General features: G+C 40.0%; 15 protein-coding genes. 10 read left to right on the forward strand and 5 right to left on the reverse strand.

All coding sequences use genetic code 11. The features are described 5' to 3' along the window. Positions 1 to 170 precede the first annotated feature (170 nt). Entirely contained in the window at positions 171 to 515 is a 345-nt protein-coding gene (locus ABJL82_RS03695; protein ID WP_347273364.1) for a DUF6883 domain-containing protein, read from the forward strand. Further along, positions 505 to 756 (forward strand): DUF4926 domain-containing protein, encoded by a 252-nt coding sequence (locus tag ABJL82_RS03700; RefSeq protein WP_347273365.1) that lies wholly within the window; start codon positions 505 to 507, stop codon positions 754 to 756. The genes ABJL82_RS03695 and ABJL82_RS03700 overlap by 11 nt, the downstream gene beginning before the upstream one ends. A 176-nt stretch (positions 757 to 932) precedes the next feature. Here ABJL82_RS03700 and plsY read toward each other — a convergent pair whose 3' ends face one another. Both plsY and ABJL82_RS03710 read right to left on the reverse strand, forming a co-directional pair. Next, entirely contained in the window at positions 933 to 1559 is a 627-nt protein-coding gene (plsY, locus tag ABJL82_RS03705; RefSeq protein WP_347273366.1) for a glycerol-3-phosphate 1-O-acyltransferase PlsY, read from the reverse strand. Between the two features lie 24 nt (positions 1560 to 1583). Continuing rightward, the gene (locus ABJL82_RS03710) at positions 1584 to 2471 is read right to left on the reverse strand and encodes a lipopolysaccharide kinase InaA family protein (RefSeq protein ID WP_347273367.1); all 888 of its coding nucleotides are present in this window, start codon (positions 2469 to 2471) and stop codon (positions 1584 to 1586) included. A gap of 341 nt (positions 2472 to 2812) precedes the next feature. On the opposite strand from ABJL82_RS03710, the gene ABJL82_RS03715 reads away from it, so the two are divergent. The 3 genes from ABJL82_RS03715 (at position 2813) to ABJL82_RS03725 (ending at position 5178) form a co-directional block, all read left to right on the forward strand. Beyond that, positions 2813 to 3907, forward strand: coding sequence for a glycosyltransferase family 9 protein (locus ABJL82_RS03715; RefSeq protein ID WP_347273368.1), 1095 nt, complete (start codon positions 2813 to 2815; stop codon positions 3905 to 3907). Positions 3908 to 3975: 68 nt separating this feature from the next. Next, a complete protein-coding gene (locus ABJL82_RS03720) occupies positions 3976 to 4947 on the forward strand; it encodes a polyprenyl synthetase family protein (RefSeq protein WP_347273369.1) in 972 nt (323 codons plus the stop codon). 21 nt (positions 4948 to 4968) lie between these two features. After that, positions 4969 to 5178: a twin-arginine translocase TatA/TatE family subunit gene (locus tag ABJL82_RS03725; RefSeq protein ID WP_347273370.1), complete on the forward strand. Its 210-nt coding sequence runs from the start codon at positions 4969 to 4971 to the stop codon at positions 5176 to 5178. 108 nt (positions 5179 to 5286) lie between these two features. Here the strand turns inward: ABJL82_RS03725 and ABJL82_RS03730 are convergent, their stop codons facing one another. Together ABJL82_RS03730 and ABJL82_RS03735 are read right to left on the reverse strand one after the other, a co-directional pair. Continuing rightward, on the reverse strand, positions 5287 to 6093 hold the full coding sequence (locus ABJL82_RS03730; RefSeq protein WP_347273371.1) for an enoyl-CoA hydratase/isomerase family protein: 807 nt from the start codon (positions 6091 to 6093) through the stop codon (positions 5287 to 5289). A 163-nt stretch (positions 6094 to 6256) separates the two neighbouring features. Beyond that, a complete protein-coding gene (locus ABJL82_RS03735) occupies positions 6257 to 8266 on the reverse strand; it encodes an FAD-dependent oxidoreductase (RefSeq protein WP_347273372.1) in 2010 nt (669 codons plus the stop codon). Between the two features lie 905 nt (positions 8267 to 9171). On the opposite strand from ABJL82_RS03735, the gene ABJL82_RS03740 reads away from it, so the two are divergent. The 4 genes from ABJL82_RS03740 (at position 9172) to ABJL82_RS03755 (ending at position 11999) form a co-directional block, all read left to right on the forward strand. Next, the gene (locus ABJL82_RS03740) at positions 9172 to 9537 is read left to right on the forward strand and encodes a hypothetical protein (protein WP_347273373.1); all 366 of its coding nucleotides are present in this window, start codon (positions 9172 to 9174) and stop codon (positions 9535 to 9537) included. 435 nt (positions 9538 to 9972) lie between these two features. Continuing rightward, positions 9973 to 10233 (forward strand): DUF2442 domain-containing protein, encoded by a 261-nt coding sequence (locus tag ABJL82_RS03745; RefSeq protein ID WP_347273374.1) that lies wholly within the window; start codon positions 9973 to 9975, stop codon positions 10231 to 10233. Between the two features lie 192 nt (positions 10234 to 10425). Continuing rightward, positions 10426 to 11145, forward strand: a complete 720-nt coding sequence (locus tag ABJL82_RS03750) for a metallophosphoesterase family protein (protein WP_347273375.1) — start codon at positions 10426 to 10428, stop codon at positions 11143 to 11145. A 5-nt stretch (positions 11146 to 11150) separates the two neighbouring features. Beyond that, positions 11151 to 11999 (forward strand): hypothetical protein, encoded by an 849-nt coding sequence (locus tag ABJL82_RS03755; protein WP_347273376.1) that lies wholly within the window; start codon positions 11151 to 11153, stop codon positions 11997 to 11999. Between the two features lie 88 nt (positions 12000 to 12087). Here the strand turns inward: ABJL82_RS03755 and ABJL82_RS03760 are convergent, their stop codons facing one another. Then, positions 12088 to 12324, reverse strand: a complete 237-nt coding sequence (locus tag ABJL82_RS03760; protein ID WP_347273377.1) for a hypothetical protein — start codon at positions 12322 to 12324, stop codon at positions 12088 to 12090. A gap of 227 nt (positions 12325 to 12551) precedes the next feature. Between ABJL82_RS03760 and ABJL82_RS03765 the strand changes: the two genes are divergently transcribed. Continuing rightward, on the forward strand, positions 12552 to 13705 hold a 1154-nt coding region (locus tag ABJL82_RS03765; RefSeq protein ID WP_347273378.1), incomplete at its 3' end, for a cache domain-containing protein.

The following is a 13705-nucleotide window of genomic DNA, read 5'->3' on the forward strand; positions in this document are numbered from 1 at the left end:
AATTTTTTATAATCTCTGGCAAATAGTATGCTTAATGCCCTCTCAAAATGTAATTTATTTAAAAACATGAACTCCGAAGTAGTATACACGGGACAAACGGAAAAAACCGCGCTGCTTAAACCAAACATTTTAGGCTAATATTAATACTGATATATAAACAGACTACTAAAATGAAACTACCAGGAAATACTCTGATTTCTCGTGAGAAGCTGATACAGTATTTATTAGTTCCGAGAAAACGAAATGATAAATCACAATGGTTAGCCAGGGCAGGATACACTCTTGAAAACTGGTATTTGCTGAAAAATGACTTGCATAATCAGATTTTATCGCTTGATGCCATACCCATTGAAAATACACAATACGGCCAAATGTATAAAATCAAAGGCACATTAACCGGGCCGAATGGAAAAAATTTGACAGTACATACAATTTGGATGACTGAAAATGAAACAGGAAACACAAAATTCATCACGATGTATCCGGACAAATGGAGATATATAAATGACATATAAATTATTTGAAGAAGTTGTTTTATTAAAAGATATCCCTGAAAAAAAGTTGCAGAAAGGCGACGTTGCTACTATTGTTGAGTATCACCCTGTTTCTAAGGGTGAAGATGGATATTCATTAGAAGTATTTAATGCACTTGGAGACACCATAGCTGTGATAACGGTACCTGTGTCAGCAATTGAGCCTTTAGCAGAAAACGAGATTTTTAGTATTCGTACATTGGTGGTAGAAGGAAAAGATTAAGAGACAGGGTTACTCTTTATAATTCGGAACCCTTTAGTTCCTATTAGGGCGGCCACAAGTGTAGCCACTACGCATCCCTGCAATTTTTTTAATCCGTGAAATCTGTGTAATCTGTGGTTCCCCTTACGTATTTCGCACTTCATATTTCATGCTTGTTTGGTTCTGGCTATGCCAGCTTAGTTTTTTGTCTTTCTGCCGATTTTATTTTCTGTGCCGTTTATGATGCGTTTGATATTGGATTTGTGCCGGAAAATGAGAAATAATGAGATAAAGATAGAAAATAATGTTAAAGACAGCCCACTGCCGAAGGGTTCGTTATTTAACAGGATTATGCTGATTATTAATACTACGGTACCGACCATTGATCCTAAAGAAACGTAGCGGGAAATAAAAGTGGTTAATAACCACGCGGCTACTGAAATGAACAGAGGTAAGGGAGCTAACCACAGAAATACACCGCACCCGGTTGCGGCGGCCTTGCCTCCTTTAAAACCTAAAAAGACCGGAAAGGTATGCCCCAATATAACACCTACGCCGCACAATATAGTGAATAGGCTGCGGCTTTGTCCTGACGTCACGTAATCAAAAATTAAAACAGGAAGAAAACCCTTCATCATGTCAAGAATGAAAACCAGTATCCCGTACTTTTTCCCCATTACCCGCCACACGTTGGTTGCACCAGGATTGCCGCTTCCTGCCTGACGAATGTCAATGCCTTTTGCCACCCTGGCTACAATAAACCCAAACGGAATGCTCCCAATAAAATATGAAATAACCGGACTTATTATATTTATCATGAACATGGATGAACCTTCTTTAAAAATGTTTTAATACAACCTCAGAACACGCCACCAAAATTTGTGAAACGTGTGCGGCGAATAATAGCGACGAATGTATGCCTTCCAATCTCTGTCTATCGCCGGGTCGGCCGTCATGTATGCTTTGAAAAATCGTATCCTGTCTGTTTTTGATACAGGGGAAAGCGGCTTTTCCGTTTTTTTACCTTGCAGCCAATAATATTTTTCAAGGGAACGGTCTAAACGCAGCAAATTCTTAATTCTTTTACCGATAGTTAATTGACGACAAACCGTTGATTTGTCCAAATCAATTATGTACGCTTCAAATGTTCCCCCGGAAATCTTCTTTAAGAGCATATTTTTTAAATGTAAGTCCGCATGGTATATTCCCGCGTCATGCATTTTTCTTATCAATTTTGCCAGGATAAAAATAACAGATTTTTTTGACTGGACATCTACTGCTGGTTGTTCATTGAGAAAGTCTATTAAATCAACGGCGTCTGCAATTTCCTTCGATATGAAATTGGCCGAATAAAAAATGCCCCATCTCTTTTTTTTTGTTACGGCAATGGCTTCCGCGGAGGGTATGCCGTTTTTTCGGGCAACTTCATGTACATAGATTTCATTTAATGGCCGGTCGCCATAAAAGAATACATTTCCTAAAAGCCTGCCCAACATACCGCCATGTTTATAGTTTCTGACAATGAGTCTTTCACCGCCGTTTTTTTTAATAGGAATGGCCGGATAGCGGCCTCTTCCCTGCTTTATCCGAAAAGAATCCTGATTGCCTGCTTCTGACACCAATGGAGGGGAAATTATGTCTGCAATAAATTCTTTATAATCTTCTTTTACACATATGATGGTCTTATTGCTTCTCATGATGGAAAAATGCGGGGGTATTTTTGTTGTATGTGGCATACAGTTCATATACTGTCGGGGTAAAGCCTTAGGGAAAAAAGGGGTGATTTAAACCATCGGTTATGATGTACGAATTACGATTTACGAGGTACGATTTAAATCCCAAATCCCAAATCCCAAATCGTAATTCGTAAATCTTATAGAAATATGCATGGGTGTTTTATTATATATCACGAATTCCTTGAATACAAACGCAAAGTTCTATTCCTGCATTGTGATGAACTGTGCCGTATAACGGGTTAAATTGGAGTTGCAAATACACATTTCGGCGGGTACATTAACCCGAAAGATGAACTGTCGCAGAAAAAAGCCGTAAAAAGACGGAGATAGGGTTTTCAAATATGAAAATAAGGAAAAACAGCCTCAATCCGAAAAATATTTTAGTTGTTCGCCTGGGCGCTATGGGTGATATTATTCACGTGATTCCTGCCGTAAAAAATGTAAGAGAAGCATTGCCCGCCAGCAAAATTACATGGCTTGTTGAGGATAAGATTAAGGATTTGGTTGAAATGGTTCCCGAAGTGGATGAAGTGCTTGTCTTCCCCCGGAAGCGATGGCAATCATGGTTATTGCGTCCGGAACGATATTTTCAATTCATTTCAGAAATGTTTGCCTTTTTCAAACAATTAAACATGAAAAGGTATGATGTTGTATTGGACTTTCATGGTAATTTTAAAAGCGGACTTTTGGGATATCTAAGCGCCGCAAAAATACGGGTGGGGTTTTCCAGGGGATATTGTAAAGAATTCAATTATATTTTTACGAATGTGCATGTTACTCCGCGGCAAAAGACCATGCACAGAATTGAAAAATACATGTCGCTCGTTCAGGGATTAGGCATCGAAGCAGATTATAAAAAACCGGTGTTTTCTGTTCCGGAACAAGACAATAATTATATTGACGATTTTATCCTCAAAAACCATTTGGGTCAGAAACACCTGGCGATTATTCATCCGGGAACAAGCCTGTTTGGCAAATACAAGAGATGGCCTACGGAAAAATATGCGCGCTTGTCAGACAAGTTGATAGAGGATTTCGGATATGCAGTGGTTTTTACGTGGAGCGGCCCGGAATATAACATTGCAGAGGATATCCGGTCGCACATGCATTTCCCGGCGACAATTGCATGCAAGACAGCATCGGTGAAGCAGTTGGTTGCGTTATTGCAACGTGCGGACATTTATATTGGAGGGGATACCGGGCCTACCCATCTTGCATCATGCCTTGGGATTCCTACGATAGCGGTTTTCGGGCCAAAGGACCCGGTTGTTTACGCACCCTATGATGAAAATGCGTCGGTGGTGAGAAAAGACATTCATTGCAGTCCTTGCGAAAAACGCAGGTGTGACCATATTACATGCATTCACTCAATAACTCCTGACGATGTATACAGCGAAGTGTGTAAACTACGGAAGAAAAGAGGTTTGACTTTTTAAATATTGCCTGATAATATATCGCTTCGCTTTACTATTAATAGAAGCCGATATTTAGGAGAGATTTTGTTTTGGAAACAGAGGATATTTTCGCTTCAATCGAACCCCTCATGGATGAGGTAGAAGCCAGATTTTATAAAGAATTACAACCGCAGAATAACTCACTTGCAGACCTCGTTGTACATATAAGTAAATATAAAGGGAAAAGGCTGCGTCCCGCCTTAACGCTGCTTTCGGGCAAATGTATAAGCGATACGGCGCCCCAGCATATTGACCTTGCTGTTGTTGTGGAAATGGTGCATACCGCGACATTGGTGCATGATGATATAATCGATGAGGCTGCCATGAGAAGGCATGTCGAAAGTATGAATTCAAAGTGGGGACGTGAAATATCCATTCTGTTTGGGGATTATTTGTTTTCGCGCGGCTTTACCATCCTTTCCGCCCTTGATTCTCAAATAGCGACCCTGCTGCTTTCTCAAACGGTAAATACGATGTGCGAAGGCGAGTTGATTCAGTTGAAAAGGCGCTATGATGTAGGGCTTAGTGAAGAAGATTATATTGATATTATTGAAAAGAAAACCGCTTCATTGTGCGCCACAAGTTGCCGTTTAGGCGCCACCTTCGCCGGGGCAAACCATAAGCTTTCGGAGATGATGTCAAATTACGGTTTAAAAGTTGGCACCGCCTTTCAGATAATAGATGATTGCCTTGATTTTATGGGAGATGAAGATGAGGTTGGCAAGTCGCTGAATACGGATATTAAAAAGGGGAAACTCACCTTACCGCTTATCCGGCTGGTGCATCAACTCCCAGTAAGCAAGAGGGAATCAACAAAGGAGTTGATCTTTAAAGGCCATTTAGATGAAAAAAAGGACGCTATCGTAGAATTGCTTACCGAACATGATGCCGTAGAGTACGCATTTGACAGGGCAAGAAGCATTGTGAAACAGGCGCAGGATGTGATAGCGCCGCTTCCCGATTCTCAATACAAGACAGCGCTTATTGAACTGGCAGATTATATCATTGCCAGGAAAAAATAAAAAAGAAGAAAGGACGGCTTTATGTTTTCCATACCGGGTAGTTGGGAGTGGATTATAATCGGGTTGATTGTTTTTCTCATATTTGGCAAAAGACTGCCAGGCATTATGAAAAATGCCGGAAGAAGTATTGCTGAGTTCAGGAAGGGCTTTAAAAACGTTGAAGAAGAAATAAACGAAGTGAAAGAAATAAAAGGCAATATCGATAATATCACTAAATTTAAGCTTAATTGATGTTTGCCGGCTATTTTATTAACTGCATCTTCCCGCAAATAATCACGAGCATTCCATTAATCCTCAAACACACCCAAGCCTGACGCATTAGTAATAGTTAACTTGTAGTCAGCAGCCCTTTCCAACAAGCTTCAACCTCATCATTTCTGCGAAAAGCCTTACCTCATATTCGATTCCTTTCTGAAGATCGTTTTCAATTGCGTAGTTGATACATTTTTTCATTTCTTTCAACACCCTTGCATCCCGTTCCAGCAATGTTTTTGCAATTTCAATCGTATGTTTCAAAACATCCTTATGAGGCACGATCTGATTAACAAGCCCCCATTCCAGCGCGGTATCCGCCCGTATCAGTTTCCCAAGGAACAACATCTCCTTTGCCCGCGCCACCCCAATCAATCGCGGAAGTCTTTGAGTAGCGCCCAAACCAGGAATAATTCCAAGCTCCGGTTTGGCTTCCGGCAGACTGTAAAAGGATATGTCTGACGCAATACGCAGGTCGCACAACATTGCCAGCTCCAGCCCTGCACCAATGGTAACTCCATTTATTGCAGCAAGAACGGGTTTTTTGCAATTCTCTATCTCAACAAATATTTCATGCGCCTTGCGGAATCTTTCGTAATTTTTTTCTGCGACAAGACCGGAAATCCATGACCCAAACAGCTCGTCACGATCTGCCCCGTCACTAAAAACCCCCCGAATCCTGCTTGCAATGATAATCGCTCCGATTGAGTCGTCCCCTTCATATTGATCCATCTTGTCGTAAATAGCATCCAACAACCATGAACCAATAGAGTTTCTTGGCGGTTTTTTCATATAAATAATGCCGATTGCCTTGCCGTTTTCCGCTTTTATTTCTTCAAATTCAATGTGGTCGTACCCTGAGGTATCGCCACGATTCATCCGAATGTCTTTCATAAATAATAGCCCGATTATTTACCTGTTTGATTTTCTATTGAACATATAAGCTTAACGTGCTTAAAAATTTTGATTTGTTTAAAAACATGTAACACCGCTGGCACACGAAACCTGGGTTTAAAAAGGAGAATATTTTTTCATCATAGTATTCTTCCAAAAAGGCTTATATTTTTAACGCCACCTGAAATCCTTCATGAATAGCCTCTAATGCCGTTCGCACCTTAACGCAGTCGCCTATGCTGTAACTCTCTGAAAACTTACGGGATATTTCATCCTGCAGCTCCGCATTAGGACGATAACCCGCCGCAACAATTATAGTATCCGCCTTTATTAAATGCTCCTGCCCGTCTTTTTCATACACAATGCCACTACCCTCATGGCCGTCAACAATTCTTTTTACTTTTACTCCCGTTTCGGCATGTATCCCGGCATCTTTCAGCTCGTTGAGCATAATCCATCGCGTTGAAACGCCAAACCCGCCCCCAACCTTCCGTTTCATCTCCAATAGTGTGATATTTCTATGTCCGTGAGCTGTACATTCCACTGCCTCATCCGCATTAATCACTTTATGTTTCAGCAAAAAACAGGCAACCTCCGGGTTCATTGCTCCCTGTTTTGCCGCAAAGAGAGCAACCTCGCTACCAACAGTCCCCCCCCCGATAATTACTACATTGCTTCCCAGCGGCGTCTTTCCCTCCAAAACACTACTTGCAAGGCAAACGTTTTTTGAATCAATGCCAGGCAGGTCAGGCATGATGGGCAAACCCCCGGTTGCGAGAATAACGGCGTCGGGGTGCTCTTTTTCAATAAAAACACTATCAACTTCAACGCCCGTATGTATTTTGACATGCAGTTTTTTCAACTGTTTTTCGAGATAGTGTATGATATTTCGCACCTCATTACGTCCCGGAGGAATACAGGCATATTGCAATTGTCCCCCAAGGGTATCTTTTCTTTCATACAAAGAAACATCATGTCCCCGTAATGCCAGAATACGGGCGGCTTCCATGCCTGCAGGCCCGCCTCCTACTATAACTACTTTTTTTATCCTTTCCGATTTTGTTATCGCATATTCAGCCTCATGCCCGGCCATTGCATTGTAAATGCAGGAAACGGCCTTAAAATTGAGCAGCGAATCAAAACACCCCTGATTGCAGGCAATACACGTCCTGATATCATCATAACGTCCCTGTTGATATTTGTTGGGCAACTCCGGGTCTGCAATAAGCGGCCTGCCAACAGACACAGCATCTGCACGGTCATTATCAAGTATTTCTTCCGCCAGAGAGAGATCGTTAATCCTGACGGAAGCAATCACCGGCACATTGACGTGTTCCTTAATTTTTTCAGAGAATAAGACGTATGTCATCCTGGGAATTACCATTGACATGATAGGTATCCTGCTTTCATGCCAGCCGGGAGATACATTAAACGCATCAGCCCCCGCCTTTTCTAATATTCCCGCTATTTCAACAGAATCGTTGATCCTGATCCCGTCTTCCACGAAATCATCCCCGGATAACCTGAAAATAACGGGATAATCCCCCCCTGCCTTTTCCTTTATTGCAATTACCAATTCCTTTGCAAACCTCGTTCTGTTTTCCAGGCTTCCACCGTATTCATCATCACGTTTATTCGTCGCAGGGGAAAAAAACTGATTAATAAGATATCCCATACCGCCATGAAGCTCCACTGCGTCAAACCCCGATTTCTTTGCCCTGACCGTTGCACTCACGTATCCGTCAATAACCTTTTTTATTTCCGGTATTGTCAATGCATGAGGTTCCTGTCTGATATTTCTATGCGCCAATTGCGAGGGGGCAACGGGTTTCATTTTTGTGAAAAATGAAGAGGCGCTCCTTCCCCCGTGAAGCAATTGAGCGGCAACGCACGTTCCATAAGCGTGAACAGCGTCGGTCATTTTTTTGAGTCCGGGAATAAATTCATCTTTATCAAGCCCTATAATGCTCTTCCACACCTTGCCGTTCATTTCGGGATAACAACCGCCCACAACAATAAGGCCAACCCCCCCCTTTGCCCTTTCAATATAAAACTGAATGATGCGGTCATTAATACCGCCGTCAGTAGTAAAACCCAAGTCCATGGCAGACATGAAAAGCCTGTTTTTTACCCGCATCCGTCCAATTTTTATTTCCTGGAATAGTTTATTCATAATAAAATTTATTGTAAAAAATAGTAAAAACCGCGGCAATAAAGATAATTACCGTGGTAATGGAATGAAATGCCCCTTTACGTGTTAAATACAAATAAGAGGGGAAATGGAAACCAAAAGCTATTGGCAGGAGATATATTTTTAATCAAATACGCAATACTCGTTTACCGTTAAAAAAACAGACACATTTGCTCTAATTCTTCACATTCAGGAACGTTACGATTATAAAAATCATTTAACTTTTTGTCAAGGCAATCAAAAAAAAGGTAACACTTTAGTCTTTTGAAACTGGAAATTGTCATTTGTAGTGCGACGAGGTTCGTCGCACTACATAAACTTAGTAGGCTTAGATATCAAGTGAGGAGCAAAGCATTTGCATGTTCCTCTCGTTCCCAAGTAGCGGCAAGGCATGCCTTGCCGCTACTTGGGAACGAGCGTTTTTACTTTTTCAAAAAACCAAAGTGTTAAAAATTGTTACAAAAAAATGCAAAATTTGCATCGGCAAAAAATTAAATAAAATGTGCATCGGGTTACGCGCGAATACTTTGTTTGTGTGTATTTAACCAAAGGCATACGTTTTCCATCATATATCTATAAAGTATGCAAGTATTTGATAAGCTAAATGTTATGCGTTGATTGCAGATATTGCAAAGCGACATCCTTTATTCGTTTCATTTTCTTGGGTATTTTATTTATTAATTATCAAACAATTAACGTTAATAGTTGTAATATAAATAGTTATATTTAATACCAAAAACCCTTTCTTTTACTGGCATACTATTTGTTTTATTGTGTAGATAAGAAGCTCTCGCACATAGGAAATGGGACATTGTTTTGCAGGAATAAGTACTTTAAAAAAAACAATACGAACAATTTTAGAAATACTTCTTGAGAAAAAAATTGTCATGAAAATAATTAAAAACAATGAAATTGACAAATCAAAAATATCAGATGAATTGTTTAACATTGTCAAACTTGTATTCAGGGATAAAATGGACTGGAACTGTCCTGTGGAAGTTTGGCGCATGTGGATTAAAAAAGAAACAAAATCATGGGACAATTTTGTTCAGTGGTTCCTGGACTATGATAAAAACATTGATTTGAAATTGCGGGAGTTTTTGCACATGCATAATGGCCAATTTGAGGCGTTTACGAAAAACTGGGTTGCAGAGGATGAACAAACATCGTTTTATGAATTTTATGCAGAAAAGAAATGGGAAGAGGTTTTATCAAATATACAGAAATTTTTCACAAACACAGCAAAAACGTAAACAACACAAAACCACCCTCAAATCGGTTGAGAGAATTCCTAATGGGTAATCCATGGGGACACTGCCATTCACTTCCTACCATTCACTTCCTACCATTCACTTCGTTTGCTACTTTTTTGTAATACTTTAGTTTTTTGAAAAATTCCAATATTAGCGATGTTTGCCGCATAGTGTAGGGGCGAAGCATTTGCTATAAATTGTTATAAATAAGTTCATACCCAAACGGGCAAATGCTTCGCCCCTACTTTTCCAAAAAACCAAAGTGTTACGATTTGTTTGGCTTATAGCAACTGGAACGAAGGCTGCCGAGGTTAAGCCCGAGAAAAAAGACTTAACTTTTTGGCAAAAGACTGATAGATTGATTATGAGGGCAAGGAAATACAAAAAATCATTGAGTAGAAAAAAATGACATTGCAAAAGCGTGGAAGAAGCATTTTGAAAGCTGAAATTGTAAATATATCCAGTTTTGGTATCTGGCTATATACAGATGGGAAGGAGTATTTTTTGCCTTACGAAAAGTACCCTTGGTTTCAAGATGCAAAAATAAGGGAGATTCAGAATGTACAGCTAATCCACGGCTCGCATTTACATTGGCCGGACCTGGACATCGATCTGGAAACAGACTCTCTGGAAAATCCAGAAAAGTATCCTCTGGTATACAAACCATCAAAGGATGACACCTATAAGATAAATTAGGCCTTCGGCGACTTTTTCGATGATGTAGGGCGAAGTGCCGCTTCGCCCGAACGAAGCAATCGCTTCGTTCTACAACTTTGAAATTCCTGAACGTTTAATGTAGTGCAACGAGGTTCGTCGTACCAAAAAAAGTTGTGCGATAAGGAATAGGGTCTACTCGAATAATGCGACTAAGATACGAGGGAGTGATTCTTGATTTATGCGATAATAGGTGATATACACAGTAATTATGAGGCGCTTACTGCCGTTGCAGATGAAATACGAAAAGAACGTGTCGATGAAATATGCTGCGTAGGCGATATTGTTGGTTATGCCGCAGAACCAATTTTGTGCCTTGAATTAATACAACAAATAAGTTGTAAAACTGTTGCAGGCAATCACGACTGTGCCGTGGCAGGGAAATTCCCCGTAAGTTATTTCAATAAAGCCGCAAGAGAAGCGGCCATATGGACGTCAAACCAACTTTCACAAAGTTATAAAGATTATTTGAAAAATTTACCCCTGCTTGAGAAATGGAACGACATTACCCTTGTGCATGCTTCTTTAAACAAGCCGGAATTCTTTGACTACATAACAACCCTTGCAGACGCTAAATTGAGTTTTGATAAACTACATACATCTGTCTGCTTTTACGGCCATACCCATGTGCCTTCGGCATTATTTCTAAATGAGGGTTCTATCCGGTTGGAGAAAGGGCAGGTCTTTGATTTGAATAATGTAGAAAAGGCACTCATAAACGTGGGGAGTGTTGGACAACCGCGCGATTGGGATTTGAGGGCATCTTACGCTATTTACAACACCGAACAAAAAACCGTACACATCAAGCGGATCAAATACAATATTCTCTCTGCAATGGAAAAAATTTATAAGGCTGGACTGCCTGGAGAAAACGCCTTACGGTTAGGAGGTTAAAGTATATGGATTCCCACAAACATACTGATAATTTTTCAGAAAACGCGCTGGAACGCGATATCTTCGGTAGCATAAAGGATAAAGAAATAGAAAGCGTGAAGTGCGATCGATGGATGGGCGGCCCACGCGGGCCTGAGAAAATAACTTTTAAAGATGGAAGTATCGCAATGTTTAAATGCGATATCCGGCACTACTGGATGGCTGACAACCCGGATACTCCCATCAGGGAAACTATTGTTTATAAAATAGACACCATAGTAGGGCTTGGATTAGTCCCGAAAACGATGGTAATTGACGATACCATTAACAATACACGATATAACGGTTCAATTCAGGAATGGGTAAAAAACGCGAAAGACGGATATCAAATAGATAAAATGACTCTTAAAGAAAAAGAGGATTACGAACGACTACTAATCTTTGATTTTATAATCGGCAACAGCGACAGACACCTGGGAAATATATTATTTACTGATGATGACAAAATGCACGCTATTGATAATAACGCATGTCTTATTATTGATAAAGATGAAGATATTCTGGCATTTCCGGATACGATAATTGATTTTTTTAATAAAAAAACTATTACGGATATTCCCCACGTTGTTGAGTTGATAGAAACATTTTACGAAAATAAAAAAATAATATTGAATTTGATTGGGAAATATGTGCACGACAATACAAAATTGGCGCAATTGATGGTGGAGTCTAGGATTAATTATTTGTTTAATATGCTGAAAAAAAAACAGCCTTTCCCCCTAAAATACTCAGAATGGCGGAAGGGATTGAGCGCGGAAGTTCAAAGCATTTTGCAGCAAGACCAACCTCCGTTCCCCCTTGGTTTATTAAAATGAATGTTGATTAATGATATTACTCAGAAAATCAATAGTGTCCTGCGATCCCTTTGTGTGGTAGATTAAAATATTTGTATCTATTAGGAACTTATTTGCGGACATTACGCTCCCAACTCTCCCTTAATCTTCTTGTTTCAACCCCTACATCGATATTTTTGTATATTCCTGCGGTCTCTTTAACGATTCTCATAACCTCCGTTTCTGAAACACCTTCTTCCGCAATATCGTAAACGAGATGGGCTTTTATCTTTCCGCCGGGCAATTTTTTGTCAACATGCTTTAGCTGCCCGTCCTCTATGATAACCTCAGCAATTTTATGTCCCATTATGTTTTCTCCTTCCATGTGATTTGTAAAATCCTATCAATTCGGTTTATTGAACTTGTAATTGCCAATTGAAATCTATTTCAGATATTCTTATAATTGTATTTTCTACTATTCAAAAAAAAGATCTCAATCTTAAAGAAGACGATGCGCTTAATGTTACAAAAACCCCCGCTATCATATAACACATTCAAGTAACCTTAGAACAAATTTAAAAAAGCAGTTTTATTATGTCAATAAAGTCCAAGTTACTCATATTTGCACTCAGCATTTCGCTCGTACCCATTTCCATAATTACAACGTTATACTATTTCAATGCCAGAAACACAATCGAGAAACAGACACTGGAATGGTTGACGGCAGTTGCTGAATCAAAAAAGGTTCATATATTGTCCTTTCTGGATGCAAAAAAGAGTCAGGTCATTGATTTCAGTTCTGACGGATATATAAGAAACAACCTTAAAATAATTGCGAAAAGAGGGTCTCAAGGCCATGTAGTCAATAGACTAAATAAACACCTTGCCGCGGACAAGAAACCATTGGACGCCCATATAGAAGCGATAGCCATTTTGGACATTAATGGCAAAGTTGTTGCCTCTACAAGCACGAACTGGATCGGAAGGGATATGTCCGGAGAGGAGATATTTACGAATTGCGTGAGTAAAAACTACGGCGAGGCACACATCAATAAGACTTATTATGTTCCTTATCTGAGTGTAAACTGCATATTCATAGCAGCACCTCTTACCAGCAGACAGAGCGGAGAGACAATGGGTGTTATTATCAATGCCTACGATATAGCTACCCTTGATGAGATTGTAACCAAGCGTGCTGGGATGGGAAAGTCAGGAGAGATGTTGTTGGGTATGAAAGACAAAGATAATATCGTATTCCTGACATCCCTGAAGTATGCTTCAGACACACCATTTGGCAGGTCCATTCCCATGAATTCTTTTGAAGCCAAACCTATGAGATTGGCGTTGAGTGAAAAGGGCGGCGCTGTAATAGCGCCTGATTACAGAGGTATAGATGTAGTGGCTGCTTATCAACACATACCTCATGTAGATTGGGGACTGGTAACAAAAATAGACAAAGAAGAGGTCTTTGCCCCCATTGAACGTATGAAAATTTTTACTATTATCCTCGGAAGTACAAACACCCTACTCGTTATTGCAATTTCAATCATTGTTTCAAAAAAGGCACTAAGACCTATCCACATGCTGGTAGAAGGAACAAAGAGGGTCGCAAAGGGGGATCTTGCATTTAGAATCGAAGCCGTAAAGAAAGATGAAATCGGACAACTTGTCACTTCTTTTAATGATATGACATTTCAACTGGAGGAATCAGAGAAAAAGCTAAATGATTATATGCATAATCTTGAGGA

It is taken from the genome of Candidatus Kuenenia sp., from assembly GCF_039794105.1.
Lineage (GTDB): Bacteria > Planctomycetota > Brocadiia > Brocadiales > Brocadiaceae > Kuenenia.